24 protein-coding genes are annotated in these 26,002 nt (G+C 61.7%); 11 read left to right on the forward strand and 13 right to left on the reverse strand.

From position 1 onward, the window contains the following. Nucleotides 1-29 precede the first annotated feature (29 nt). Together H045_RS15625 and edd are read right to left on the reverse strand one after the other, a co-directional pair. A complete protein-coding gene (locus H045_RS15625; RefSeq protein WP_003237597.1) occupies nt 30-986 on the reverse strand; it encodes a glucokinase in 957 nt (318 codons plus the stop codon). After that, the gene (edd, locus tag H045_RS15630; RefSeq protein WP_003237596.1) at nt 983-2,809 is read right to left on the reverse strand and encodes a phosphogluconate dehydratase; all 1,827 of its coding nucleotides are present in this window, start codon (nt 2,807-2,809) and stop codon (nt 983-985) included. Before edd ends, H045_RS15625 begins: the two co-directional genes overlap by 4 nt. Before the next feature lie 221 nt (nt 2,810-3,030). On the opposite strand from edd, the gene gap reads away from it, so the two are divergent. From gap to H045_RS15665, 7 genes are all read left to right on the forward strand, one after another. Continuing rightward, on the forward strand, nt 3,031-4,032 hold the full coding sequence (gene gap / locus H045_RS15635) for a type I glyceraldehyde-3-phosphate dehydrogenase (RefSeq protein ID WP_003237594.1): 1,002 nt from the start codon (nt 3,031-3,033) through the stop codon (nt 4,030-4,032). A gap of 120 nt (nt 4,033-4,152) precedes the next feature. Then, entirely contained in the window at nt 4,153-4,671 is a 519-nt protein-coding gene (locus H045_RS15640) for an RNA polymerase sigma factor (protein ID WP_003237592.1), read from the forward strand. A 74-nt stretch (nt 4,672-4,745) separates the two neighbouring features. Next, entirely contained in the window at nt 4,746-5,714 is a 969-nt protein-coding gene (locus tag H045_RS15645) for a FecR family protein (RefSeq protein ID WP_015372862.1), read from the forward strand. 116 nt (nt 5,715-5,830) lie between these two features. Further along, nucleotides 5,831-8,395: a TonB-dependent receptor gene (locus tag H045_RS15650; RefSeq protein WP_015372863.1), complete on the forward strand. Its 2,565-nt coding sequence runs from the start codon at nt 5,831-5,833 to the stop codon at nt 8,393-8,395. A gap of 137 nt (nt 8,396-8,532) precedes the next feature. Further along, complete coding sequence (locus H045_RS15655) at nt 8,533-9,141, forward strand: biliverdin-producing heme oxygenase (RefSeq protein WP_015372864.1); 609 nt, start codon at nt 8,533-8,535, stop codon at nt 9,139-9,141. A gap of 217 nt (nt 9,142-9,358) precedes the next feature. Continuing rightward, on the forward strand, nt 9,359-9,772 hold the full coding sequence (locus tag H045_RS15660) for a YbaN family protein (RefSeq protein ID WP_003237585.1): 414 nt from the start codon (nt 9,359-9,361) through the stop codon (nt 9,770-9,772). Nucleotides 9,773-9,899: 127 nt separating this feature from the next. Then, a complete protein-coding gene (locus H045_RS15665) occupies nt 9,900-12,038 on the forward strand; it encodes a methyl-accepting chemotaxis protein (protein WP_003237581.1) in 2,139 nt (712 codons plus the stop codon). 240 nt (nt 12,039-12,278) lie between these two features. Here H045_RS15665 and H045_RS15670 read toward each other — a convergent pair whose 3' ends face one another. Beyond that, nucleotides 12,279-12,842 (reverse strand): nitroreductase family protein, encoded by a 564-nt coding sequence (locus H045_RS15670; RefSeq protein ID WP_015372866.1) that lies wholly within the window; start codon nt 12,840-12,842, stop codon nt 12,279-12,281. A gap of 139 nt (nt 12,843-12,981) precedes the next feature. On the opposite strand from H045_RS15670, the gene H045_RS15675 reads away from it, so the two are divergent. The 3 genes from H045_RS15675 to H045_RS15685 are packed head-to-tail and all read left to right on the forward strand — an operon-like array spanning nt 12,982 to nt 16,605. Further along, on the forward strand, nt 12,982-14,409 hold the full coding sequence (locus H045_RS15675; protein WP_015372867.1) for a di-heme oxidoreductase family protein: 1,428 nt from the start codon (nt 12,982-12,984) through the stop codon (nt 14,407-14,409). Between the two features lie 31 nt (nt 14,410-14,440). Beyond that, nucleotides 14,441-15,505 (forward strand): imelysin family protein, encoded by a 1,065-nt coding sequence (locus tag H045_RS15680; RefSeq protein WP_003237575.1) that lies wholly within the window; start codon nt 14,441-14,443, stop codon nt 15,503-15,505. Between the two features lie 2 nt (nt 15,506-15,507). Then, the gene (locus tag H045_RS15685) at nt 15,508-16,605 is read left to right on the forward strand and encodes a DUF1513 domain-containing protein (protein ID WP_015372868.1); all 1,098 of its coding nucleotides are present in this window, start codon (nt 15,508-15,510) and stop codon (nt 16,603-16,605) included. Between the two features lie 303 nt (nt 16,606-16,908). On the opposite strand, the gene H045_RS15690 is transcribed toward H045_RS15685, so the two are convergent. The 10 genes from H045_RS15690 to H045_RS15735 form a co-directional block, all read right to left on the reverse strand. Continuing rightward, nucleotides 16,909-17,136 carry a hypothetical protein gene (locus H045_RS15690; RefSeq protein ID WP_003238867.1) on the reverse strand — a complete coding sequence of 76 codons (228 nt, stop codon included), beginning with the start codon at nt 17,134-17,136 and terminating at the stop codon, nt 16,909-16,911. Beyond that, a complete protein-coding gene (locus H045_RS15695) occupies nt 17,133-17,852 on the reverse strand; it encodes a lipopolysaccharide kinase InaA family protein (RefSeq protein ID WP_003238868.1) in 720 nt (239 codons plus the stop codon). The genes H045_RS15690 and H045_RS15695 overlap by 4 nt, the downstream gene beginning before the upstream one ends. Nucleotides 17,853-17,856: 4 nt before the next feature. Next, on the reverse strand, nt 17,857-18,537 hold the full coding sequence (locus H045_RS15700; RefSeq protein WP_003238871.1) for a class I SAM-dependent methyltransferase: 681 nt from the start codon (nt 18,535-18,537) through the stop codon (nt 17,857-17,859). A 154-nt stretch (nt 18,538-18,691) separates the two neighbouring features. Then, nucleotides 18,692-19,978 (reverse strand): sensor histidine kinase, encoded by a 1,287-nt coding sequence (locus H045_RS15705; protein ID WP_003238873.1) that lies wholly within the window; start codon nt 19,976-19,978, stop codon nt 18,692-18,694. Continuing rightward, nucleotides 19,968-20,651, reverse strand: coding sequence for a two-component system response regulator ColR (gene colR / locus H045_RS15710; RefSeq protein ID WP_003175870.1), 684 nt, complete (start codon nt 20,649-20,651; stop codon nt 19,968-19,970). The genes H045_RS15705 and colR overlap by 11 nt, the downstream gene beginning before the upstream one ends. Before the next feature lie 168 nt (nt 20,652-20,819). Further along, on the reverse strand, nt 20,820-22,466 hold the full coding sequence (groL, locus tag H045_RS15715) for a chaperonin GroEL (protein ID WP_003238874.1): 1,647 nt from the start codon (nt 22,464-22,466) through the stop codon (nt 20,820-20,822). A 50-nt stretch (nt 22,467-22,516) separates the two neighbouring features. Next, a complete protein-coding gene (locus tag H045_RS15720; RefSeq protein ID WP_003175874.1) occupies nt 22,517-22,813 on the reverse strand; it encodes a co-chaperone GroES in 297 nt (98 codons plus the stop codon). Between the two features lie 241 nt (nt 22,814-23,054). Then, nucleotides 23,055-23,531: an FxsA family protein gene (locus tag H045_RS15725; protein ID WP_015372869.1), complete on the reverse strand. Its 477-nt coding sequence runs from the start codon at nt 23,529-23,531 to the stop codon at nt 23,055-23,057. 66 nt (nt 23,532-23,597) lie between these two features. After that, complete coding sequence (locus H045_RS15730; RefSeq protein ID WP_015372870.1) at nt 23,598-24,329, reverse strand: HugZ family pyridoxamine 5'-phosphate oxidase; 732 nt, start codon at nt 24,327-24,329, stop codon at nt 23,598-23,600. A 112-nt stretch (nt 24,330-24,441) separates the two neighbouring features. After that, nucleotides 24,442-25,449 carry a DUF481 domain-containing protein gene (locus tag H045_RS15735; RefSeq protein ID WP_015372871.1) on the reverse strand — a complete coding sequence of 336 codons (1,008 nt, stop codon included), beginning with the start codon at nt 25,447-25,449 and terminating at the stop codon, nt 24,442-24,444. 194 nt (nt 25,450-25,643) lie between these two features. On the opposite strand from H045_RS15735, the gene H045_RS15740 reads away from it, so the two are divergent. Then, complete coding sequence (locus tag H045_RS15740) at nt 25,644-25,958, forward strand: MGMT family protein (protein ID WP_186351163.1); 315 nt, start codon at nt 25,644-25,646, stop codon at nt 25,956-25,958. The last annotated feature ends 44 nt before the right edge of the window (nt 25,959-26,002 follow it).

Raw genomic sequence — 26,002 nt, forward strand, 5'->3', positions numbered from 1 at the left:
TTTAGGCCGCTATCGGGGGCACTCAATGCCTACCCAAAGGCCTGCTCAAGCGCCACACCCGCCCCGGTCAGCCCGGAATACGGCGCGGTTACCAGCCACACCGGGACCCCCTTGAAGTAGTCGCTCATGCAGCCCTTGTCCGCAAAGCTTTTGGCGAAACCGCTGTTGATGAAGAAGTCGGCAAAACGGGGGATCACGCCGCCCACGATGTACACGCCGCCGCGCCCGCCGGTGGTGAGTACGTTGTTGCCGGCGACCCGCCCCAGCCAGATGCTGAACTGATCCAACACCTCCATCGCCACCGGGTCGCCAGCCAGACCGGCCGCCGTGATGGCTTCAGGGGTGTCCAGCACCGGCGCGTGCCCATCCACCGCGCAGATCGCCCGGTACAGACGCGGCAGCCCGCCACCGCTCAACGCGGTCTCGGCGCTGACGTGGCCGATCTCGCTGTGAATATGCTGCCACAGCTGGGTTTCGCGCACGCTGCTCAAGGGCAGGTCGACATGACCGCCTTCCCCGGGCAACGCGGCAAAACGGCCCGCACCAAGGTCCAGCAACGTACCCACGCCCAGCCCCGTACCCGGCCCGATCACCACAGCCGGGCGCAATGGCTCCGGCGTGCCTTCGCAGACCACGCGAAATTCATCGGGCTGCAGGCGGGTCATGCCCAGGGCCATCGCCGAAAAATCATTCACCAGCAGCAGCTCATCCACCTGCAAGGCTTGGCAGAACGCCGTCTTGCTCAGGCGCCAGTGGTTGTTGGTGAACCTGAATTCATCACCGCTCACCGGCCCGGCCACCGACAGGCACACCGCGCCGATGTCCCCGATTTCCAGGCCTTCTTCTTTGAGATAAACCTTGATCGCCTCTTCCGGGCTCTGGTGATCCGCCGTGGCGTGCACCCGGATCGAATGCAGCGCCTGATCGCGCCACAACGCAAAACGGGCATTGGTGCCCCCGATATCACCGACCAGCGCTAACTTCACTTAAGCGTCTCCAAGGCAGAGGTAAAGGCGCTGGCGCCCTGCTCTGCGGAGCTTGCGGCCAAGCGCATGAATGCAAACAGCTCACGACCGGCCCCCACGTTATTGCCCAACAGGCCCGTGGCGGGTGCGCGCGCTGCAAATTCTTCGGCGTCCACCTTAAGCTCCAGGGTGCCGGTAACGCCATCCACGCGAATGATATCGCCATCGCGCACGCGCGCCAGCGGCCCGCCGCTCTGGGCTTCGGGGTTCACATGAATCGCGGCAGGGATCTTACCTGACGCGCCGGACATGCGCCCATCGGTGACCAGCGCCACTTTGAAACCTCGGTCCTGCAATACGCCGAGAAACGGCGTCATCTTGTGCAGTTCGGGCATGCCGTTGGAGCGCGGGCCCTGGAAGCGCATCACCGCAACAAAGTCCTTTTCCAGTTGACCGGCCTTGAAGGCATCGGCCAGGTCCTGCTGGTCCTGGAACACCACGGCCGGCGCTTCGACCACCTGGTGCTCCGGCGCCACGGCGGACACTTTCATCACGCCACGGCCGAGGTTGCCTTCCATCACGCGCAAGCCGCCTTCGGGCGAGAACGCTCGAGCCACGGGGCGCAGGATCGTTTCGTCGAGGCTTTCGATGGGGCCTTCGCGCCAGATCAGTTCGCCGTCGACCAGGAACGGCTCCTGGGTGTAACGGCTCAAACCCTTGCCGGCCACGGTGTTGACGTCTTCGTGAAGCAGGCCGGCTTCGAGCAGTTCGCGGATCAGGAACGACATGCCGCCCGCCGCCTGGAAGTGGTTGATGTCAGCCTTGCCGTTCGGATAAACGTGGGACAGGGTCGGCACCACCTCGGAGAGGTCGGCCATGTCCTGCCAGGTGAGGATGATGCCCGCCGACATGGCGATGGCCGGCATATGCAGGGTGTGGTTGGTGGAACCGCCGGTGGCGTTGAGGGCGACGATGGAATTGACGATGGATTTTTCGTCAACGATTTCGCCGATCGGGGTGAAGTTGCCGTTGGCCTTGGTCAGGCGCGTGACCTGGTGCGCCGCTTCGCGGGTCAGCGCGTCACGCAGCGGCGTGTACGGGTTGACGAACGAGGCGCCCGGCAGGTGCAGGCCCATCACTTCCATCAGCAGCTGATTGGTGTTGGCGGTGCCATAGAACGTGCAGGTGCCGGGGCTGTGATAGGACTTCATCTCCGATTCCAGCAGCTCTTCGCGGCTGGCCTTGCCTTCGGCGTAGCGCTGGCGCACATCGGCTTTCTGCTTGTTGGAAATGCCCGACGGCATCGGACCGCCCGGCACGAAGACCATCGGCAGGTGGCCGTAGCGCAGCGCGCCCATCATCAGGCCCGGCACGATCTTGTCGCAGATACCCAGCATCAGCGCGGCGTCGAACATGTTGTGGGACAGCGCGACCGCCGTGGACATCGCGATCACTTCGCGGCTGAGCAGGCTCAGTTCCATGCCAGGCTCGCCCTGGGTGACGCCGTCGCACATGGCCGGGGTGCCGCCGGCGAACTGGCCGACCGAGCCGACTTCGCGCAGGGCTGTCTTGATCTGTTGCGGGAAGTGTTCGTACGGCTGATGCGCCGAGAGCATGTCGTTATATGAAGAAACAATTGCCACGTTGGCGGCATTCATCATGCGCAGACTATTTTTATCTTCAGTGCCGCAACCGGCCACGCCGTGGGCGAAGTTGGCGCATTGCAGCTTACCGCGCATCGGGCCGTCGCTGGCTGCGCCGCGAATGAGCGCAAGGTAGGCCTCACGGGTGGCGCGGCTGCGGGCGATAAGCCGTTCGGTGACCTCAAGGACGCGGGGATGCATGTGTAGAACTCCAGGCTAACGGATGTGGCGACCTGAGTGTCTATGCTGATCAAACGCCCGCGCGCATGGGATGGCAGGAGTGTCGTTTGGATCATCGGACCAGTTGATTCAGGTCACTCGTTGTAGATTGAACAAAATATTGCCACTAAAAAGGCTTGTTTTCTATTTTTATGCGAATAATCTTGTAATTCTTACAACAAATCGACGACAGGCACTTTCCAATGACTCTTCGTATCGCAATCAATGGTTTTGGTCGTATCGGCCGTAATGTCCTGCGCGCACTGTATACCCAAGGCTACCGCCAGGATTTGCAGATCGTCGCCATCAACGACCTGGGCGACAGTTCGATCAACGCCCACCTGCTCAAATTCGACACCGTACATGGCACTTTCGACGCAGAGGTCGCCCACGATCAGGAAAGCCTGACCGTCAATGGTGACCGGATTGCCGTCAGTGCCATTCGCAACCCGGCCGACCTGCCATGGGCCGCGCACAAGATCGACGTGGTGTTCGAATGCACCGGCCTGTTCACCGACCGTGACAAGGCTGCCGCCCATATTACCGCCGGCGCACGCAAGGTGATCATCTCCGCACCGGCCAAGGGCGCGGACGCCACCGTGGTGTACGGCGTCAACCACGACATTTTGCGCCAGTCCCACCAGATCATTTCCAACGCATCCTGCACCACCAACTGCCTGGCGCCCGTGGCTCAGGTGCTGCACCGCGAGCTGGGCATCGAAAGCGGCCTGATGACCACGATTCACGCCTACACCAACGACCAGAACCTCACCGACGTCTACCACACCGACCCGTACCGCGCGCGTTCGGCCACGCAGAACATGATCCCGAGCAAGACCGGCGCAGCCGAAGCGGTGGGCCTGGTATTGCCGGAACTGGCGGGCAAGCTGACCGGCATGGCGGTGCGAGTGCCAGTGATCAACGTGTCGCTGGTCGACCTCACCGTGCAACTGAAAAAAGAAGCCACGGCCGATGAGGTCAACGCGCTGCTCAAGGAAGCCAGCCAGCATTCGAAGATCCTCGGCTACAACACGCTGCCGCTGGTTTCCAGTGACTTCAACCATAATCCGCTGTCGTCGATCTTCGACGCCAACCACACCAAGGCCAGCGGAAAGCTGCTCAAAGTACTGGCCTGGTACGACAACGAGTGGGGCTTCTCCAACCGCATGCTGGATAACTGCCTGGCGCTGTGCAACGCCGAATAAGCCCTGTGGGAGGGGCCTGCCCCTCCCACATTTGCTCGCTATAAGCTCACAGCAATAGCCACTTGCCATTTCAGTTGATGATAAGCATTATCATTTGATTGCAATCGGCCTGGTATCACTGTGAGCCAATCTCGCTTCAACCATGTCTTTCTCACCCAACGGGTGATTCTGCTACGCACCTTGCAGCGGATGGTGAATAACCACAGCACCGCCGAAGACCTGCTGCAGGAAACCTACCTGCGCGTCACCCGGGCCCTGAGCGAGCGCCCGATCGATCATCTCGAACCCTTCGTCTACCAGACGGCGCGCAACCTGGCGCTGGACCACTTGCGCGCGCGCAGGATTCAGGCCCGCACGCTGCAGGAAGATGTGCCGCTGGATGTGCTGCAAAGCGTCGCCTCCCCTGTCAGCACGCCCGAGGACGCCACTCAGGCCGAGCAATTGCTGGAGCATTTGAGCGTTAGCCTCGGCCAGTTGAGCGCGCGCCAACAGCGGATTTTCATCCTCAGCCGCCTGCACGGCTGCAGCTATCAGGAGATTGCCGATCAATTGGACGTGTCCCTGAGCACCGTGCAAAAGGAACTGAAGCTGATCATGGCCATCTGTGTAGGTGTGGCCCAGAGGCTGGATCAGCCGTAAGCTGCATCCGACAGAACTGTGGAACCTGCCCGCAGGAACAATGAATAGAACGTGGCGAAGACCCGAGGCACACCGTGACCAACCCGAATAACCTGCGCCCCCATGAGCTGGCTCATGAGGTGTTGCAAGATGCGGCTATGGACCAGGCGCTCGACTGGCTGATCGCACTGCAGTGCCCGCAACCGGGTCAGCAAGCGGCGTTCGAGGCTTGGCTGGCCAGCGACCCGGCACATGTTCACGCCTTCGCCAGTGCTCAGGCAGCCTGGGGCGGCGCGCCGGTGCACAGTGCCGCCGTCGCCTTGGCCGCGCCGCGCAAACCCGGCGCCTGGCGTCGCATCAAGCCACACTGGAAACCTTTGGCCACCGCCGCCGTGCTGGTGCTGGGTCTGTTCAGCTTCAGCAACCTGCCGGCGCGCTTGCAGGCTGACCACCTCACCGTGGTGGGTGAGCGCCAGCGCCTGCAACTGGACGACGGCTCCAGGGTGCTGCTCAACACCAACTCGGCATTTTCCAGCAGCATCAAGGACCACCAGCGCACTGCGCGCCTGTATCAGGGCGAGGCTTTTTTCGAGGTCATGCCCAGTCGCGGCCTGCCCCTGGAAGTCGATGCCGGCCCGGTGCGGGCCAGCGTGCGCGACACGGCTTTCGCCGTGCGCTACCTCAACGGCGAAGCCCAGGTGCAGGTGCAGCGCGGCGATGTTGACCTGCGCAACACCGTCGACGATGCCCGCGTGCGCCTGAGCGCCGGCGAAAGCATCCGCATCGGCCCCAAGGGCTTTGGCCCGCCTGCCAGACTGGACCCCACCAGGGACCTGGCTTGGGTACAGGGCCGGCTGGTGTTCGAAAACTGCCCGATGAGCGAAGTGCTCGCCGAGTTGCGCCGCTATTATCCAGGCTGGATCGTCAACACCAACGACAAGCTCGCCCGTGTCGCCGTCACTGGCAATTATCGCCTCGACCAGCCGCTGGACGTGGTGCGCTCCCTGGCTCACATCACCTCGGCCAGACTCGCGGAATTCCCGGCGCTGGTCATTCTCAACTAAATGAGAATTATTTTTACTCGATATTAACCGGCGATACGTCTCGTTATAGCCAATGCAACTGATTCCTATTTGGAACAGTGCGCAACTATAAGATTCGTACCTCCGGAGCGTTCACGATGTCCTCTCGTTTCAACCGTCGGTCTTCCTCGCCCGTCCTGTCCCTGCTGACTGCCGCCCTCCTGCTGGCCGGTGCGCCGGTGATGGGCGCCGTGGCGGCCGAGCCGTCCGCGCGCAGCCATGGCAATTACGCGTTCAGCATTGAACAGCAGCCACTGGTCTCGGCGCTCAATGCCTTCACCGCCGTGACCGGCTGGCAAGTCGGCCTGCCAGCCGAGCTGGGCCAAGGTGTGTCATCGCCAGGCGTGCGCGGCGCGCTGCCACCCGAGAAAGCGCTGGAGCGGCTGTTGGTGGGGACCAACCTGAGCTACCGCAAACTGGGCAATAACAACATCGTGCTGGAAAAACGCGCCGCTGGCGGCACCGTCAACCTGCAACAGGTGACCATCAGCGCCACCCGTACCGAGCAGGCGGTGAACAGCGTACCGAGTACCGTCACCGTGCATGAGCGCGAGGAACTGGACCGCCAGAACGTGAACACCCTTCGCGAACTGGTGCGTTACGAACCCGGCGTATCGGTGGGCGGCGCGGGTACTCGCTCCGGCAACGCCGGCTATAACATTCGCGGGATCGACGGCGACCGCATCCTCACCCAGGTCGATGGCGTCGAAGTGCCGGACAACTTCTTCAACGGCCCCTACGCCAAGACCCGTCGCAATTACGTCGACCCGGAAATCGTCAAACGCGTGGAAATCCTCCGTGGCCCGGCCTCGGCCCTGTACGGCAGCAGCGCGATCGGCGGTGCCGTGAGCTACTTCACCCTCGACCCGGACGACATCATCAAGCCAGGCCAGGACGTCGGCGCCCGCCTGAAAACCGGCTACAGCTCCGCCGACGACAGCTGGCTGACCTCCGGCACCGTTGCCGGCCGCGTGCAGGCTGTCGACGGCCTGCTGCACCTGAGCCAGCGCAGGGGTCATGAAACCCAGTCCTACGACGGCAACAACGCCACCGGCCTGGCCCGCACCGGCGCCAATCCGGAGGATGCGCGCACCACCAATGTGCTGGCCAAACTGGGCTGGAACTATGGGGATGACAACCGTCTGGGCCTGACCTACGAAAAGTACAAGGACGATCGCGACGTCAACCTGAAAAACGCAGTAGGCGGGCCGTTCATTGGTGGCCGGGGCTTCAACCTCTACCGCGACCGGCGCGGCAACGACACCATCACCCGGGAACGTTTCGGCCTGGAAAACACCTTCTCCCTCGAATCGCCGATGGCCGACCGCATCAAGACCAGCCTCAATTACCAGATCGCCAAGACCGACCAGACCACCGCCGAGGTCTATCAGTCAGGCCGCCGCGTTCTGCGCACCCGCGACACGCTGTACGAAGAAAAACAGTGGGTCTTCGACGCACAACTGGACAAGGCCTTCCGCCTCGGCGACAGCGATCACCAAGTGACCTACGGCACCACGCTCAAGCAGCAGAAAGTCACCGGTTCGCGCGAAGGCGCCGCCACGTGCCTGGCGGTTGGCAGTGGCTGTACCGCCATCGGTGCACCGAGCCCGCAAGCCGGCGACAGCGTGAAGAAATCCAGTGACTTCCCGGACCCGACCATCAACACCTATTCGCTGTTCGCCCAGGACCAGATCACCTGGGACAAATGGACCTTCCTGCCCGCCGTGCGCTACGACTACACCCAGCTCAAGCCGAAACTGACCCAGGCGTTTCTCAACACCGTAAACCCCACGGGTGCCGATTCGGTCAGCAACAAGGACAAGACCTGGCACCGCGTGACGCCCAAGTTTGGCCTGACCTACGCCCTCACCGATCAATACACCTGGTTCGGCCAGTACGCCGAAGGTTTCCGCACGCCCTCCGCCAAGGCGCTGTACGGCCGCTTCGAAAACCTGAACCTGGGCTACACCGTCGAACCGAACCCCGACCTCAAGCCGGAGACCAGCAAAGGGATCGAAACCGGCATTCGCGGCGCATTCGACGCAGGCTCCTTCGAGATCGCGGTGTTTTATAACAAGTACCGCAACTTTATCGACGAAGACAACGCCGTGGTCGGCGGCACCGTGGAGCAGTTCCAGGCCGTCAATATCAAGCGCGCCACCATCAAGGGCGCCGAAGCCAAGGGCCGCCTCAACCTGGATGCCTATGGCGCCCCGCAGGGGCTCTACACCCAGGGCGCGGTGTCCTATGCCTACGGTCGTAACGATGAAAACGGCGAACCGCTCAACAGCGTCAACCCGCTCAAGGGCGTGTTCGGCCTGGGCTACGACCAGAACACCTACGGCGGCCTGCTGAGCTGGACGCTGGTGAAAAAGCAGCATCGCGTCGACAGCAGCACCTTCCACGCACCGGACGGCGACACCAGCGGCCCCTTCAAGACACCGGGCTTTGGCATCCTCGACCTGACTGCCTACTACAAAGTCAGCCAGGACGTGACCCTCAACGGTGGCCTCTACAACCTCACCGACAAAAAGTACTGGAACTGGGATGACGTGCGCAGCTACGACAGCGTCGGCGAAGCGGCGGTGACAGGCCCGGCCAACCTTGATCGCCTGACCCAGCCCGGCCGCAACGTTGCGATCAACCTGATCTGGGACATCTGACGACACCCGCCTCACCTTGCCGCGATTGTTCAGCGCCGGGGTGAGGATTTTTTACTGTGCAGCGTCTTCTTGTTCGTCTAGTTGATAACCGCTCTTTACGGGGCAACCAGGCGCTACCCTTCTCAAGGACTCTTTCGATGACCGCTTCTCCTACCGCAGAACACCCAAGCCTGCGCTCCCAGCGCCTGAACCAGATCACCCATGCGCCACACACCCGGCTCGACGCCTTGGTCAAGGCGCACGCCCCCTTCGACACCCAGGCCAACTTCGCCCGTTTCGTGGTGGCGCAATATCTGTTTCAGTCGGAACTGGTGGCGCTGTACAACGATGCCGAGCTGATCAACATCATCCCCGACCTTGCCGAGCGCTGCCGCGCCGACGCTGCCCGGCTAGACCTGGGCGACCTTGACACCGAAGTGCCGGCCCCGGTCGCCGGCGCCGTGACAAACCCAAGCAAAGCCGAAGCCCTGGGCTGGCTGTTCGTGTCCGAGGGTTCCAAGCTCGGCGCCGCGTTCCTGATCAAACGCGCCGTGGGCCTTGGCCTGAGCGAAACCTTCGGCGCCCGCCACCTGGGCGAACCGGCTGGCGGCCGCGCCGAAGGCTGGAAACGCTTCACCCGAACCCTCGACGCTCTTGAATTCAGCACCGAAGAGGAAGCCGCCGTGGAAAAAGGCGCGATTGATGCGTTTGTACGCTTCACCGTATTGCTGGAACAAGCGTACGCTAGCGCCCCTGAAATGGCCTGATACCTGAATTGAAATGCGATCAAATGTGGGAGCGGGCTTGCCCGCGAAGACGTCGGCCCAGCAAGCATTGATGTTGACTGACCCGCCGCTTTCGCGGGCAAGCCCGCTCCCACAGGGGGGATCTGCGCTTGACTGACTGGTATTAGGGCTTGTCCATTCCCACAATGAGTTCGCATTTCAAACTGATTTTTTGCTTTATTTTATGTTGCGCACAAACATGACCGGCAAACCCCAATCCACCTCGAAAATCGCACAGATCCTGTTTGGCCTGCTGGCCTACGTCAGCCTGGGCATCGGCCTGGTGGCGATTGTAATCCCGGGGCTGCCCACCACCGAATTCATCCTGCTGGCCGCCTGGGCCGCCACCAAAAGCTCGCCGCGCCTCAGCGCCTGGCTGGAAAACCACCGCCTGTTCGGGCCCATGCTGTTCAACTGGCGCAACGGCAAAATCATCGCGCGCCGCGCCAAAGTCAGCGCCACCGTCAGCATGTTGGTGTGCGCCCTCCTGATGCTGGTGATGCTTGATCACGGCTGGCCGATCTACCTGGCAATTGCCGGCATGAGCCTGGGCAACCTGTGGATCTGGTCGCGCCCGGAACGGCTCGCAGCCCCCGCCCAACGCAGCATGTAGTCTTTTTCCTACCGCTCATCGCCTTGCTCTCACGAATTGATTCATGACGCCGATGTTTCAGGCATAGCGCCGAACGGACTTGGCTCGTCCTGCTTGCACTCCACTACGTCCTTTCGCGAGTTAATCCATGCTCAACACTCTTTCAATTCGTCTGAAAATTGTGCTGCTGTCCGGCCTCTGCCTGCTAGGGGTGATCGCGCTGATCGTGAGCATCAACCTGCGCGAGACCGACAAGAACGATCAACTGACCAGCGACTCAAGCTCGCGCATGCTCACCAGCAACGTGCAGAAACTGCTGCAGGCCAACGCTGCCGAGCAAGCCCTGCAGTTGCAGAAAACCTTCGGCGACAACCTCACCGCCGCGACCGCCCTCGTCGACCAGGTCAGGGACCTGCGCAACCTCGCCACCAAACGCGGACTGGAACCGGCTGCGCTGCGCGAGGAACTCAACCAGAGCCTGAAAACCGCATTCGAGCGCAACAGCAAGGTGCTGGGCATGTGGCTGTCGTTCGAGCCCAATGGCCTGGATGGCCGGGACAGCGAATTCGTCGGCGACAAGGCCCGCGTGTCTAACGAATCAGGACGCTTTGCCAGCTACTGGAGCCGCGCCGGCGGCACAGACGTGAACACCATCATGATCGAGGAAGACCTGAACAAGACCGCCCTCAACCTCAGCGGCACGCCCTACAACATTTGGTACACCTGCTCACGCGATACTCGCAGCACCTGCCTGCTGGACCCTTATGAAGACACGGTCGCCGGCAAGTCGGTGCTGATGACCACCCTGTCCCAGCCATTGATCGTGGACGGCAAGGTGATCGGCGTGGTGGGTGTCGACATCGCCCTCGGAGCCCTGCAAGTGGCCACCGATGCGGCCCAGAAAAACCTGTTCGACGGCGCCGCGCACCTGGAGGTGATCTCCAGCACCGGCCTGATTGCGGCCTACAGCGGCGAGCCGGGCAAGGTCGGCAAGAACCTGGCGGACATCATGGGCGCCGAAGGCAAGGAGGTCGTGCAACTGCTGGCCAGCGACAGCCACGTCAACCGCGAACAGGGCGACACGATCCGTGCGGTCTACCCGTTCAAGCCGATCGCCGATGCCAAGGCCTGGGGCGTGGTGGTCAAGCTGCCCAAACACGTGATGCTGGCTGATTCGATCAAGCTGCAAGGCGTCATCGATGAGGCCCAGGCAGCCAGTGCGCTGTTGTCCATCGGCGTAGGCGTGGGCGCGGGGCTGCTCGGGTTGCTGCTGATCTGGCTGACCGCCACCGGCGTCACCCGCCCCATCAACAGCGTGGCCGCCATGCTCAAGGACATCGCCAGCGGCGACGGCGACCTCACCCAGCGCCTGACGTATACCCGCAAGGACGAACTGGGCGAGCTGGTGAACTGGTTCAACCGCTTCCTCGACAAGCTGCAACCAACCATCGCGCAGATCAAGCAAAGCATCACCGAGGCACGAGGTACGGCGGATCAGTCATCGGCCATCGCCCGCCAGACCAGCGAAGGCATGCAGGTGCAGTTCCGTGAAATCGACCAGGTGGCCACCGCGTCCAACGAAATGAGCGCCACCGCCCACGATGTGGCCAATAGCGCGTCCAATGCCGCCAGTGCGGCGCGAGGCGCGGATCAGTCGGCGCGTGAAGGCATGTCGATCATCGAGCAAAGCACCCGCGACATCACCACCCTGGCCGACGAAGTCAGCAAGGCCGTGAGCGAAGTCGAAGCCCTGGCGGTCAACAGCGAGCAGATCGGTTCGGTGCTGGAAGTGATCCGCAGCATCGCCGAGCAAACCAACCTGCTGGCCCTGAACGCGGCCATCGAAGCGGCACGCGCCGGTGAAAGCGGGCGCGGTTTTGCGGTGGTGGCCGACGAAGTGCGCAACCTGGCCAAGCGCACCCAGGACTCGGTAGAGGAAATTCGCCAGGTCATCGAACGCATCCAGAGCGGCACGCGTGGCGTGGTGGCGACCATGCATTCCAGCCAGCACCAGGCCCAGAGCAATGCCGGGCAGATCCATCAGGCGGTCACGGCGTTGGGCAAGATCAGTGAGGCGGTAACGGTGATCAGCGACATGAACCTGCAGATTGCCAGCGCCGCCGAAGAACAGAGCGCAGTGGCCGAAGAGGTCAATCGCAACGTATCGGCGATTCGCACTGTGACCGAAACCCTGACTGGCCAGGCCACCGAGTCGGCGGCCATCAGCAGCCAACTCAATGCCCTGGCCAGCCAGCAGATGAAGCTGATGGATCAGTTCAAGGTGTAGAGCGACTCCTGGGCTGGTGACGGCCCTGGAGCCGACCGGGATTGTCTGCCGAACGCGGTCAAATGTGGGAGCTGGCTTGCCTGCGAAGGCATCGCCCGGGTTTTCCTGCTGGATTGAGGTGTCTGCATCGCAGGCAAGCCAGCTCCCACAGAGAAGCGGATTGGGGAAAAATCATGCCTTTCATCTGAGGGCGAAACCCAGATCAGCCGTCACCGCAACAACGGATATGCCCCTGTCAAATCAAACCCCAGGCCACCCCTGCACAAACGCCGCCACATCCTCCTTGGGCGCACTACGCGGCGGATTCTGCGGCGTTCCCAGATAAAGAAAGCCAATCACCTCTTCACCCGCCACCAGCCCCAATCCCTTGGCCACATGCGGCGAATACGACAACTCCCCGGTACGCCACACCGCACCAATCCCCTGCGCATAAGCCGCCAGCAAAATGCCATGAGCCGCACAGGCAGCCGCCAGCAGCTGTTCGGATTTGGGTACCTTGAAATGCTCCCGCAGACGCGCAATCACCACCACCACCAACGGCGCACGCAAGGGACCATTCTGGGCCTTGTCGATGACAGCTTGCGGCGCCTGCGCATCATTGAGGCGCGCCGCTTCGGCCAGCAAGGTGCCCATCTGCTCACGGGCAGCGCCTTCCACTGTAAGGAAGCGCCATGGGCGCAGTTGGCCATGGTCGGGCGCGCGCATGGCGGCTGCGAACAGCACGTCGCGCTGCTCCTGGGTCGGTGCCGGCTCCAGCAGACGCGGCACGGAAACACGGTTGAGCAAAGCGTCGAGAGCCTGCATTGGCCACCTCCAGAAAAAATGTGAAGTCATTCTAGCCGGAATGAAACGCGATGCCAGCAAACGATAATTGCTCTTATTCATTGCCCCCGGCCCTGTTAGACTTTGCGACCCCTTTTTCGCCATCGCCTCAGGAAACTCGATGTTCCGTTCGCTTTTTCGCCTGTGCGCAGCATTGATGGCCTTGAGCCTGACCGCCTGCGACGACGCGCCCAGGTTCACCAAGGCAGAGCCTGGGGAAGCGCGGGCCGGTGGTGCAGCGACCGTGAACAAGCGTGACCAGAACGCGTTTTCCCTGCCCTCGGCCAATCTGTCGCCCACGCGTCGCGTGGACTTCAGCGTCGGCAACAGCTTCTTTCGCAGCCCCTGGGTGATCGCCCCGTCCACCACCACCGCCCGCGATGGCCTGGGGCCGTTGTTCAACACCAATGCCTGCCAGAACTGCCATATCAAGGATGGGCGCGGCCACCCGCCCCTGCCCGACGCGCCCAATGCCGTGTCGATGCTGGTGCGCCTGTCCTTGCCGGATACGGCGGACTACGCCAGCCTGATCGAACAGGCCGGCGTGGTGCCCGAGCCGGTGTACGGCGGCCAGTTGCAGGACATGGCCGTGCCGGGCGTGGTGCCGGAAGGCAAAGTGCGGGTGGACTACGCGCCCGTCAACGTCACCTTCAAGGACGGCACCGTCGTCGAACTGCGCAAGCCTGCGCTGCAGATCACCCAGCTCGGCTACGGGCCGATGCACCCGGATACGCGCTTTTCCGCACGCATCGCCCCGCCGATGATCGGCCTGGGCCTGCTCGAAGCCATCAGCGAAACCGATATCCTGCGCAACACCGACCCGAAGACCGCCGACAAGGACGCACTCATCGGCCGCGCCAATCAGGTCTGGGATGACGCCCGGCAAACCACCGTGCTGGGACGTTTTGGCTGGAAAGCCGGACAACCGAACCTCAATCAACAGAATGTTCACGCGTTTTCCGGTGATATGGGCCTCACCACCTCGCTGAGGCCGTTCGATGACTGCACCGACGCTCAGGTCGCCTGCAAACAGGCGCCCAACGGCAATGGCCCCGAGGGTGAGCCGGAAGTCAGCGACAATATTCTGCGTCTGGTGCTGTTCTATACCCGTAACCTCGCCGTACCGGCGCGTCGTGGCGTCGACACGCCGCAGGTGCTGGCCGGGAAAAACCTGTTCTACCAGGCCGGCTGCCAGGGCTGTCACACGCCATCGTTCACCACGGCTGCCCACGCTGCCGAGCCCGAGCTGGCCAATCAGTTGATTCGCCCCTACAGCGACCTGCTGCTGCACGACATGGGCGAAGGCCTGGCCGACCACCGCAGCGAATTCAAGGCCGGCGGCCGCGACTGGCGCACGCCGCCGTTGTGGGGCATCGGATTGACGCAAACCGTGAGTGGCCATACCCAGTTTCTGCATGACGGCCGCGCCCGGAACCTGCTGGAGGCCGTGCTGTGGCATGGCGGCCAGGCAGAGCCGGCGCAGCAGCAAGTGCTGTCCTTCAATGCCGAGCAGCGTGCCGCGTTGCTGGCGTTCCTGAATTCTCTATAAGCTTTGCCCCAATCCGATAAGGGAGCTCGACATGTTCCGTCCCAAGTTGTTGTTCACCAGCCTTGCCGCCCTCGCCCTCGGTGCCTGCTCACCGCAAGACCCGCAGGCCGTGACCTCGGCGGCTATCGCCAAGCAAGTGATCCTGCCGACCTACAGCCGTTGGGTCGACGCCGACCGTCAACTGGCCGTCAGCGCTCTGGCCTACTGCCAGGGTAAAGAGAGCCTGGACACCGCCCGTGCGGACTTCCTCCATGCACAAAAAGCCTGGGCCGAGCTGCAACCGCTGCTGATCGGCCCGCTGGCCGAAGGCAATCGCGCGTGGCAGGTGCAGTTCTGGCCGGACAAGAAAAACCTGGTGGGCCGCCAGGTGGAGCAACTGGTCACCGCGCAGCCGCAGATCGACGGCGCAGCACTGGCCAAGTCCAGCGTGGTGGTACAAGGCCTGTCGGCCTACGAGTACATCCTGTATGACGCCAAAACCGACATCGCCGACGACGCGCAAAAAGCCCGCTACTGCCCACTGCTGATGGCCATCGGCGAGCGCCAGAAAGCCCTGGCCGAAGAGATTTTGGCGAGCTGGAACAGCACCGACGGCATGCTCGCGCAGATGAGCAAGTTTCCCAACCAGCGCTACGCCGATTCCCACGAGGCCATCGCCGACCTGCTGCGCGTGCAGGTGACCGCGCTGGACACCCTGAAGAAAAAACTCGGCACGCCCATGGGGCGCCAGACCAAGGGTATCCCGCAGCCTTTCCAGGCCGATGCCTGGCGCAGCCAGTCGTCCCTGCAAAGCCTGGAGGCCAGCCTCGCTGCGGCGCGCACCGTGTGGGTGGGCGTCGACAACAAGGGGCTGCGTGGTCTGTTGCCGGCCGAGCAGAAGCCGTTGGCCGACAAGATCGACGCCGCCTACGCCGCATCGCTCAAACTGTTCGCCAGCAACCAGCGCACTCTCAACGAACTGTTGAATGATGACGCCGGGCGCCAGCAGCTCAACGATATCTACGACAGCCTCAACGTCGTCCACCGCCTGCACGAAGGCGAGTTGGCCAAAGCGTTGGGCATCCAACTCGGCTTCAATGCCAACGACGGTGACTGATGATGCTCAGGCGACAGGCTTTAGCGGTGGGCAGCATATTGCTCAGTGCCCTCACCCTGGGCGGCTGGACGTTGTTCAAGCAGAAGGACAAGGGCCCGCTGCTGCTGTCGGCGCGCGATGATGCCCATGGCAATCACTATGCCGTGGGCTATCGCCTGGACGGCAAGCCGGTGTTTGCCACCCAGGTTGGCCAGCGCTGCCACGACATCATCAATCATCCGACGCTGCCGATTGCGCTGTTTGTCGCCCGTCGTCCGGGCACCGAGAGCTACCTGATCGACCTGCGTGATGGCGCGCTGCTGCAGACCATTACCTCCAACCCTAACCGTCATTTCTATGGCCATGCGGTCATCCACAAAAGCGGCGAGTGGCTGTACGCCACCGAAAACGACACCGCCGACCCCGGACGCGGTCTGCTTGGCGTATACCGCTTCGAAGGCGAGCGACTGGTGCACAGTGGCGAGATGTCCACCCACGGCATCGGCCCGCATCAGGTGTCATGGATGCCCGACGGCGAGACGCTGGTGGTTGCCAATGGCGGGATTCGCACCGAGGCCGAAAGTCGCGTGGAGATGAACCTCAACGCCATGGAACCGAGCCTGGTGCTGATGCAGCGCGACGGTACGCTGATCAGCAAGGAAACCCTCGCCCAGCCGATGAACAGCGTGCGCCATATGGGCATCGCCAGCGATGGCACCATCCTCACCGGGCAGCAATTCATGGGGCCGTCCCAAGAGCGTTCCGAGCTGCTGGCGATCAAGCGGCCCGGCCAGCCGTTCGTGGCTTTCCCGGTGGCCGATGAGCAGTTGCAGGCGATGGGGCATTACACCGCCAGCGTCGCGGTGCACAGTGAGCTGCGCCTGGTGGCACTGACCGCACCGCGGGGCAATCGCTTCTTTATCTGGGACCTGGACAGCGGCGAGCTGCGCCTGGATGGACCGTTGCCCGACTGCGCGGGTGTGGGCGCGGTGGCGGACGGGTTTGTGGTGACATCGGGCCAGGGGCGCTGCCGGTTCTATGATTGCCGACAGACACAGGTGATCGCCCAACCGCTGGAGTTGCCGGCGGGGCTTTGGGATAACCATCTGCACCTGGCTTGATCTGCGCCTTGACTGAGCCTCTGTGGCGAGCAGGCTTGCGCTAATGCCGTTCAGTTAAGCGCAGTTCCCTGTGGAGAGCAGGCTTGTCCTGCGTTGGGCTGCGCAGCAGCCCCAAAACCAGGCACTGAGCCGTATCAGGTACACCGCGTTTTGCTGGATGGGGGGCGCTTCGCCCCCCAACGCGGGGCAAGCCCGCTCGCCACACAATGCCCGTTCCCATAGGGGATGGACGTTGATTTCAGATCCATTGGCCACAAAAAAAGGGCCTCACGGAGTAAGGCCCTTTCGCGGGTTTCAATCGTTTCAACTTTGCGGCCTCATCCCCTGGGACATCCCGAACATGAACAACAGCAAATCATGATCGGGCCTGGCCGCCACACTCGCCTTGGCAACCCGCGGCAGCAGGCATTGCCCGCTACCTTCAGTTGCGCTGAGCACTTGTGTCCGAGGCAGCTCCCACGCAGCCAGGGCAAGGGCTGACACGCCCAACGCCCCGACCAGGAACAAACCTCGTGCTATTTCTAGCTTCATTTGGTTAAACCCTTGATAGCGCTGCCAAACGCCGTCTCGTAAAAATAGCTCAGTTTCTTCCAGTCGCTATCGCTGAACGACGAATGGCGACGCAGTTGCAGCATATCGTGGGACGCGGCCCGATAAGCGGTCAGGCGCTGGCGGCATTTCTCGAAGTCCAGCAACGCCACTTCCACCTTGGCGGAGTCAACGTCGCCCGTCACCTTCACGAACACGTGCTTGATATACAGGCACCCATGCTGCCAGCGGCCTTTGTGCATGCGAGCCAGGGTCTCGGCCAATTCCTTGAGCAGGCGTTCATGCACCGCTTCGCCATACTGTTGGCGGCCGCCAGCGGCGTACCAGTTTTCGATCTCGTCAAAGCCGTCCAGCGAAGCCGTCACCAACAAGGCTTTCCATTGGTGTTCGGGGTCGCGGCGCGCCTCGCAGAACACCATCTCTGGCACTCGCACGTCCAACAGGCGCAAGCCCTTGAGCGCATCGCGCTCGCGCAACACGGTCGGGCGTCCGAACGGGTGTAGCCAACTGCGATAGATATGCCCGGTCTGGCGCTTGCAGTAGAGCAAGCGGCCGTTGGCGCTGACTACCCGTTGCACACCGCTCTCACCGCCGCGTCGACGGTTGGGTTCCTCGACCCACTCGCCCTGCTGGCGCCAGAAATAATCAAATCGCTCTTCGGGAGCTACATGACTGCCTGCTACGCACTCAACTGCCATCCTGTTACCTCTTGCGCAATACATATACACGCCACATGGCGTAGAGCGGGATGAAATCCAGGGATTCCTGAACACGGAAACCGGCCTGCTCGAATTCTGCCTCAACAGTAGCAGCCGGTAACACAAATCTGTTTTGGTAACCTTCCTGCTCACCTTTTCTGCGACGTCTCACCTCGGCGCGCTTGCGTTTCCAGGCCTTGAAATTGCCGTCCACCCACAGCGAGATGATCACGCTGTCGCGGGTAACCCGCTGGAACTCTCGCAGAATCGCCAGCCTGTGCGTCGGATCACCGATATGGTGCAGCAAACGCATGCAAAAAATGCTGTCGACCGAACTGTCTGGCAAATCAATATCAAAGGCCGATGTCTGCAAAGGCCGTACCCGTTTCACCACATCCGCCGGTTGAGCGAGTGTCGCCACCTTCAACATCGATTCGGAATTGTCCGCACCGATGATCACACGGTTGGGCTTTTCGGCCAGCAGCGGCCAGAAACGACCGGCACCGCACGGCAGGTCAAGCACCAGGCCTGGCTCACCGGCCATGGCCAACGCACCACGCGCCAATTGCTCGTCGCGTTTGTGGGACAGCCGACGCGCCAGATTGTCCTGATGCTTGAGCAAATAATTCTGCGCATGCTGATCATCGTACTTTTCGGAAAATTCGAGCTTGATTGGGGAAGGCATCTTACGTCTCCGTTCACTGATGCCTGCAACCTTAAGCAGCGAACTGTGATCAACAGGTCAATCAAGTGTGAAAAACTTGTCCTGTCTATTCTGATACATTTCAAGACGTTACAAAAAAAGCAGGCGCGAGGATACTCGCCCCTGCAGGCAGCGCTTACGGCTTGGGCGGGTTCAGCTCGACACGAAAGCAGCAACCGCTGGGCTCCATGGTACTCAAGCTGACGCTCCAGCCCTGGTTCTCGCAGATGCGTTGTACCAGGGACAACCCGAGCCCCAGCCCTTCGCCGCGCTTCTCGCTGCCAGTACCACGCACGAACGGCTCGAACATCGCTTCGCGCTTCTCCTCGGGAATGCCCACCCCGGAGTCCTCGACTACAAACCCGCTGGGTTCCAGGGTGAGGCGGATAAAGCCGTGTTCGGTGTAGTGCAAGGCGTTGCGCAACAAATTGCCCATCACCGCGTGCAAAAAGGTGGTGTTGTAACGGGTGTCCAGCGGGCTGCCGGGGTGATAGATCAATTCCAGCCCCTTGCGCTCGATGGGCTCGCGCCAGATGCCGAGCAGGTCTTCAGCCACTTGCGGCAAGGTCACCTGGGGCGACATGGCTTCTTCGCTGTGTTCGGCGCGGGCGAGCATCAGGAAGGTCTGCACCAGTTCACGCATCTCTTCACACGCCCTGGCGATGCGTTGCACCTGGTTGCGTCCGCGCTGATCGATCGCCGGGTTCTCCAGCAGCAGTTCGCAAGAACTGGCCAGCACCATCAACGGCGTGCGCAGTTCGTGGCTCACGTCGCTGGTAAACAGCTGCTCGCGCGACAGCGCCTGGCGCAGGCGGCCCAACGTGGCGTCGAACGCCACGGCGAGCTCACCCACTTCGTCAGCCGCATAATCCGGAGCCAGGGGCGGTGCCAGGCCGAGCAACTGGTCGCGGTGGCGCACCTGGCGTGCCAGTCGCACCACCGGCGCCATCACCTTGCGCGCCAGCACCCAGCCGAGGAATACCGCCAGCGCCAGGCTGAGCACGAAACCCACCAGCACCACGGCAAACAGCACCCGTTCGCGCTCCTCGAAATCGCTCTGATCCTGCAGCAACACATAGCGCCGGCCGTCCACCACTTCGACCATGGCGTGGTACGACAGCGACTCGCGAAACACCTCATGGAAGCCCGGTTCCAGATGGCGAAGGTCCTTGGGAAGCTCGAAGTCGCCCGGCCCGCCGCTGAAATAAAACAGTTGGTCCGGCTCGGGACGGTGGCGCCAGTCTTCAACGCTGTCCATCATCAGCAGGCGTTGCAGGTCGCCGCCCAGGCCGGCCGAGATGAGTTTCTCTTCCACCAGGTGCACCGTGGCAACGATGCCCATGGCGAAGGCCCCCGCCACCAGCGCGCTCATCAGCGCGAACGCGATGATGATCCGCTGGGCAAGGCTTTGCTTAAACTCCATCTCGACCCTCGGCCAGGCGGTAACCCACGCCGTGCACGGTTTGCAGCAGTGGCTTGGCGAACGGCTTGTCGATCACCTGGCGCAATTGGTGGACGTGGCTGCGCAGGCTGTCGCTGTCCGGACAGTCATCGCCCCACAGCGCTTCCTCAAGAATTTCGCGACGCAACACGTGGGGGCTCTTTTGCATCAATACCGCCAGCAACTTGAGGCCGACCGGATTGAGTTTGAGCAGGCGGCCCTCGCGGGTCACCTCAAGGGTGTCGAGGTCGTAACTCAGGTCGCCCACTTGCAGCGCACGGCGCCCGCCACCCTGGGCACGGCGCAGCACGGCTTCGATGCGGGCGGCCAATTCGGACAGCGCGAACGGTTTGAGCAGGTAGTCATCGGCGCCGGACTTAAAGCCTTGCAAGCGGTCATCCAACTGGTCGCGGGCGGTGAGCATGATGACAGGTGTGTCACGCCGCGCGTCTTCGCGCAGGCGCTTGCACAGGGTGTAGCCGTCGATGCCCGGCAGCATGATGTCGAGCACGATCAGGTCGTAATGCTCGGTCGCGGCCAGGTGCAGGCCCGACAGACCGTCCTGCGCACAGTCCACGGTATAGCCCTTGAGCCCGAGATAATCCGCCAGGTTGGCGAGGATATCGCGGTTGTCTTCAACCAATAAAATTCGCATGGGCAATGTCTCCGGACGCGTTAACGGCCATGTTGGCTCGCGCAGCTTAAGGGCAAGCGGAGTTTACGGCTAGGGCTGAGAAGCCAATCGCTTCTGGAAGGACAGCCAATAAAAAGCCCCGCCTGCATCACTGCAGGCGGGGCTTTCGGTACAGGGGGTAAGGCTGGCTTACATCATGCCGCCCATGCCACCCATGCCGCCCATGTCAGGCATACCGCCGCCAGCCGCGCCTTCAGCCTTTGGCTTGTCAGCAATGGCGGCTTCGGTGGTCAGGATCAGGCCACCGATGGAGGCTGCTGCCTGCAATGCCGAACGAGTCACCTTGGTAGGATCCAGGATGCCCATTTCGATCATGTCGCCGTAGACGCCAGTCGCAGCGTTGTAACCGTAGTTACCTTTGCCGTTCTTGACTTCGTTGACCACAACGCTTGGCTCGTCACCGGAGTTGGCAGCGATCTGGCGCAGCGGTGCTTCAACAGCGCGACGCAGTACAGCAATACCAACGTTCTGGTCAGCGTTGTCGCCGGTCAGGTTGGTCAGGGCTTCCAGAGCGCGGATCAGCGCAACGCCACCGCCAGGTACCACGCCTTCTTCGACGGCTGCGCGGGTTGCGTGCAGGGCGTCTTCAACGCGGGCTTTCTTCTCTTTCATTTCAACTTCGGAGCCAGCGCCAACCTTGATCACTGCAACGCCGCCGGACAGCTTGGCCAGACGCTCTTGCAGTTTTTCACGGTCGTAGTCCGAAGACGTTTCGGCAACCTGGGCACGGATCTGACCGATGCGCGACTGGATGTCGCTCTCAACGCCAGCACCATCAACGATGATGGTGTTTTCCTTGGAGATGGTCACGCGCTTGGCGCTGCCCAGGTTTTCCAGGGTGGCGCTTTCCAGGCTCAGGCCGATCTCTTCGGAGATAACGGTACCGCCGGTCAGTACGGCGATGTCCTGCAGCATGGCCTTGCGACGATCGCCGAAGCCTGGCGCCTTGACGGCGGCGACTTTAACGATACCGCGCATGTTGTTCACGACCAGCGTCGCCAAGGCTTCGCCTTCAACGTCTTCGGAAACGATCAGCAGCGGACGGCCGGCTTTGGCAACGGCTTCCAGCACTGGCAGCATTTCGCGGATGTTGGAGATCTTTTTGTCGACCAGCAGGATCAGCGGGCTGTCCAGCTCGGCAACCATGGTCTCAGGCTTGTTGACGAAGTACGGGGACAGGTAGCCACGGTCGAACTGCATGCCTTCTACAACCGACAGTTCGTTTTCCAGGCCGCTGCCTTCTTCAACGGTGATCACGCCTTCTTTACCGACTTTTTCCATGGCTTCGGCAATGATGTCACCGATGGAGCTGTCGGAGTTGGCGGAGATGGTGCCCACCTGAGCGATGGCCTTGGTGTCGGCGCATGGCTTGGACAGGTTTTTCAGCTCGGCAACAACGGCGATGGTCGCCTTGTCGATGCCGCGCTTGAGGTCCATCGGGTTCATGCCGGCAGCGACAGCCTTGTAGCCTTCGTTGACGATTGCCTGAGCCAGAACGGTAGCCGTGGTGGTGCCGTCGCCCGCGTCATCGTTGGCACGGGAGGCAACGTCTTTGACCAGCTGCGCGCCCATGTTTTCGAAACGGTCTTCGAGCTCGATTTCTTTTGCGACGGAAACGCCGTCCTTGGTGATGGTCGGAGCGCCGAAGCTCTTCTCGATGATCACGTTACGGCCTTTCGGGCCCAGGGTCGCTTTTACTGCGTCAGCCAGGACATTGACACCGGTGAGCATTTTTTTGCGGGCGGAATCGCCGAATTTAACTTCTTTAGCAGCCATGATCGATATTCCTTAAATACTTTGTAGTAACGGGAAAATGAGCGGGGAAATCAGTCTTCCAGAACAGCGAGAATCTCGTTCTCAGCCATAACCAGCAGGTCTTCGCCGTCGACTTTCACAGTGTTGCTGCCCGAGTAAGGGCCAAATACAACCTTGTCACCGACTTTAACGGCCAGCGCACGTACGTCACCGTTTTCCAGAGTCTTGCCTGGGCCTGCAGCGACGATCACACCGTGGTTGGCTTTTTCAGCAGCCGAACCTGGCAGAACGATACCGCCAGCGGTTTTCTTTTCTTCTTCGCTGCGACGGATTACGACGCGGTCGTGCAGAGGACGAAGCTTGCTCATTGTCGATCTCTCCTAATTGTGTTTTTCATCGGCCGGTATCAGTACCGGCGGGTTGTAATCCGGCTGTGCCGGTCGCGTCTCGCCAGGCAAGACGCGGAAGTCTGTCTGGCGTTGCCACCAGAAAACCTTTCGGTGACCGATACATAAGGGCGCACAAGCTTATTACAAGGGGCCGAGACGGATTTTTTTGCATCGCCCCCTAACGAGGCACGGCACCCGAAGGTGCCGTGCCGGTGAAGCGTTATTTGTTGTCGCGGTGTTCGAACTCGCCTTCGATTACGTCGCCTTCACGCCCCAGGGGCTGGCGCGGTGCCGGACCGCCACGGGGTTGCAGGTCGTCGGCGAACGCGCGTTGGCGCATCGCAGCCTCTTCGGCACGCTGGCGCATCTTGCCGGCCAGCCGCTTGCGGGTGAACGGCAGCAGCATCACCAGGCCGACCACGTCACTGATAAAGCCGGGCAGGATCAACAGGCCGCCGGCCAGGGCCATCACCAGGCCTTCGAGCATGGTCTGGGCAGGCAGTTCGCCACGATTCAGGCTTTCACGGGCACGCAACGCCGTGGCCAGGCCGGCGACGCGCAGCACCAGCACGCCAAGCATCGAGCCGAGAATGATCAGCAACAGGGCCGGGAAAAACCCGATTGCACTGCTGACTTGAACGAAGACGAACAGCTCCAACACCGGGAATAGCAGAAAGAGCAATAAAAAAGGGCGCATCAAATGGTTCCTCAACGCAAGAATGCCTTGCCAGTCCACCTTAGATGACGTCGCCATTGTGTGAATTCAAGCGCTGACGGGCTCTTTTTTCGGCCAGGCCGCAGCATGGGCCAGTGAAACCAGGGCCTCTCGCACCTGTGTCGGCGTATTGCAAGGTGTTGCAAACGGCAACCAGTGCAACGACTGGCCGATACGCAGGTGCAGACCTTCGCCGTCGATGCCGGCCAATTGGGCGGGTTCGCGGGTCGGCAAGTCGGCCAGTTGCACGTAGTGAGCAATGGCCTTGGAGTGATCGCTGTTCATGTGTTCGATCATGTTGCGTTCGGCCTTGCCGGCGAACGGATTGGCCAGGGTCAGTTGGTCGACCCAGTGAATAGCGCCGAACCCGCCGATATAGCGGTGCCGCACGGGCTTGAGTACCCAGAAGTCGAAATCGTGGGCCTTGTGGTAGTTGGCTGAATCGGGGAAGTAGCGGTAATAACGCTCGGCGGCGGCCTCGATGGCCGCGGCGTCTTCGAGCTTTTCGGCTTCGGCGAGGTACGTCAGACGCCCCACGGCCTGCACATCATCGGCCTCGCGCTCGCCCACCAGCAGCGAGCACTTGGGATCTTTTTGCAGGTTATGGGTGTGCTGGGCGATCCGGCTGATGAGGATCAGCGGCCGGCCCTGCTCGTCCAGGCAATAGGGCACGACCGAACCGAACGGAAAGCCGGGCATGGCTTTGGAGAGTGTGGAAAGAGCCCCACGGTATTCCTTGAGCAACAGCTCTCGGGCGTTTCTGGCAACTTGCGCGCTCAACGTATGACTCCTCGTGTATTCCATCGCCCATGTTTTATGGGAATGGATCTCAACACACGGTAATCAATCTGCGCGCCGGTTGCCAGCCACTGCCCTGCCGCCCCCGACTTTATTACCAGGCCACGCCAAAGCCTGCGGTGTAGCGGGTTTTGCTCAAGTCGCTTTGTTCTTCACCGCTGACCACATCGCGCTCGGCCTTGAGGTTGAGCGACGCCCATTCGGTGACCTTGTAGCGCAGACCGATTTCCGCATCCAGCGAGTAATCGGCCGGTGCATCGATTGGTTTGCCCAGTTCGCCGTTGGTGAAGAATTCCACGGTCTTGCCGACCAGATAGCGGTTGTAGTTCCACTTCATGGCCAAGGAATAGAAGTTGTCCTTGCCGCCGTTGGCATATTCGTAATCGGTGCGGTTGACCAGCGAGCCAAGGGAGAACGCGCCCAGTTCGTCATCCCAGAACTGGTAGCCCGGGCCGGTGCCAACGGTGCGCTGGCGCGCCAACTCTTCAACCTTGTCGCGCTTGTAGGTCAGGCGCCCCTGCCAGAACCAATGTTCGGTGATGAAACGGTCAAGGTCGTATTCCAGGGCCCAGTTGTCGGTGGTGGTGACGTCGTCCTGGAACTCGCGGTTGTATTCGCCCTGCCCGGTATGACGCCATTGGCCATGGCGCGCGGTTGTCTTGAAGTCGACGTCGTAGTCGTTGGTGTCCCGTTCGGCGCGCTTGTAGTCCAGAGCCATGTCCACGTTGCCTTTCCACACCAGGTCCTGGATCACCGGCTTGGGCTTGAGGATCTGCTGGATGCTCGCCAGCTCAACGGTCTTGGGGGCTTCGCCATTGGCCAGCACCACTTTGCCATCGTCGGCAGGCTTCAGGGATTTGGCCTTCTCACCGCTGTAGGCGTCCTGCTTGACCAGCAGTTCCTGGTCGCTCTCCAGGGTTTTCACCTGTTTCCAGTCCACCGGGATTGCGCCGCCATAGCTGGTCTGGATCAGCAGCTTGCCGCCATCGAAGACCTTGATCTTGCCCGTCAGGCGGTCACCATTCTTCAGCCAGACGGTATCGGCGAGCACGGGGGTTGAGGCGCTGAAAACAGCGAGGCACAGCAGAGTTCTGGACAACATAAGCGGATTCGGGGCTCAGGGTTGGCGAAAAAAGGACGATTATCGTGTTAGATAGCTAGCACTGACTCAAGTATGAATGTTCAGTTCAACCAACGCCCTCATTTTTACAGACGTTTCTGACAGATAGACAGACGATCTCAACGGATGGACCCACAGTGATTCAAGCTGCCGATACCCCGCAAAGCCCCGCCGACATGCGCCGCACGGCGTTATACCTGACCCTGGCGAATGTCCCCGAAGGCTGTGTGGTGAGTTACGGCGAACTGGCGCACCTGGCAGGGCTGGGTCGCGCTGCACGCTGGGTGGGGCGCACTCTCAGCCAGTTACCGGACGACACGCGCCTGCCCTGGCATCGGGTGCTGGGTGCCGGTGGTCGGATAAGCCTGCCGGCGGGCAGCGCCTCGGGCGACGAGCAACGCGCACGTTTGCGGGCTGAGGGCGTTACAGTGCGCAACAATCGTGTGGATATTCAGCGCCATGGCTGGCGCCCGGTAGAGCACAGCGGTTAGAGTGCGCGCTTTGTTTCCCGTGAATCTGAGGCAGACTCCAGCCC

The organism is Pseudomonas poae RE*1-1-14 (assembly GCF_000336465.1).
Taxonomy (GTDB): domain Bacteria; phylum Pseudomonadota; class Gammaproteobacteria; order Pseudomonadales; family Pseudomonadaceae; genus Aquipseudomonas; species Aquipseudomonas poae.

Bases quoted from the DNA above. Each gene is read 5' to 3' on its own strand.
- H045_RS15650 (WP_015372863.1), top strand. From the start codon at position 5,831: ATGTCCTCTCGTTTCAACCGTCGGTCTTCCTCGCCCGTCCTGTCCCTG.
- edd (WP_003237596.1), bottom strand. From the start codon at position 2,809: ATGCATCCCCGCGTCCTTGAGGTCACCGAACGGCTTATCGCCCGCAGC.
- H045_RS15655 (WP_015372864.1), top strand. From the start codon at position 8,533: ATGACCGCTTCTCCTACCGCAGAACACCCAAGCCTGCGCTCCCAGCGC.
- colR (WP_003175870.1), bottom strand. From the start codon at position 20,651: ATGCGAATTTTATTGGTTGAAGACAACCGCGATATCCTCGCCAACCTG.
- H045_RS15670 (WP_015372866.1), bottom strand. From the start codon at position 12,842: ATGCAGGCTCTCGACGCTTTGCTCAACCGTGTTTCCGTGCCGCGTCTG.
- H045_RS15675 (WP_015372867.1), top strand. From the start codon at position 12,982: ATGTTCCGTTCGCTTTTTCGCCTGTGCGCAGCATTGATGGCCTTGAGC.
- H045_RS15665 (WP_003237581.1), top strand. From the start codon at position 9,900: ATGCTCAACACTCTTTCAATTCGTCTGAAAATTGTGCTGCTGTCCGGC.
- H045_RS15725 (WP_015372869.1), bottom strand. From the start codon at position 23,531: ATGCGCCCTTTTTTATTGCTCTTTCTGCTATTCCCGGTGTTGGAGCTG.
- gap (WP_003237594.1), top strand. From the start codon at position 3,031: ATGACTCTTCGTATCGCAATCAATGGTTTTGGTCGTATCGGCCGTAAT.
- H045_RS15740 (WP_186351163.1), top strand. From the start codon at position 25,644: ATGCGCCGCACGGCGTTATACCTGACCCTGGCGAATGTCCCCGAAGGC.
- groL (WP_003238874.1), bottom strand. From the start codon at position 22,466: ATGGCTGCTAAAGAAGTTAAATTCGGCGATTCCGCCCGCAAAAAAATG.
- H045_RS15685 (WP_015372868.1), top strand. From the start codon at position 15,508: ATGCTCAGGCGACAGGCTTTAGCGGTGGGCAGCATATTGCTCAGTGCC.
- H045_RS15700 (WP_003238871.1), bottom strand. From the start codon at position 18,537: ATGCCTTCCCCAATCAAGCTCGAATTTTCCGAAAAGTACGATGATCAG.
- H045_RS15735 (WP_015372871.1), bottom strand. From the start codon at position 25,449: ATGTTGTCCAGAACTCTGCTGTGCCTCGCTGTTTTCAGCGCCTCAACC.
- H045_RS15680 (WP_003237575.1), top strand. From the start codon at position 14,441: ATGTTCCGTCCCAAGTTGTTGTTCACCAGCCTTGCCGCCCTCGCCCTC.
- H045_RS15720 (WP_003175874.1), bottom strand. From the start codon at position 22,813: ATGAGCAAGCTTCGTCCTCTGCACGACCGCGTCGTAATCCGTCGCAGC.
- H045_RS15690 (WP_003238867.1), bottom strand. From the start codon at position 17,136: ATGAAGCTAGAAATAGCACGAGGTTTGTTCCTGGTCGGGGCGTTGGGC.
- H045_RS15695 (WP_003238868.1), bottom strand. From the start codon at position 17,852: ATGGCAGTTGAGTGCGTAGCAGGCAGTCATGTAGCTCCCGAAGAGCGA.
- H045_RS15705 (WP_003238873.1), bottom strand. From the start codon at position 19,978: ATGGAGTTTAAGCAAAGCCTTGCCCAGCGGATCATCATCGCGTTCGCG.
- H045_RS15660 (WP_003237585.1), top strand. From the start codon at position 9,359: ATGACCGGCAAACCCCAATCCACCTCGAAAATCGCACAGATCCTGTTT.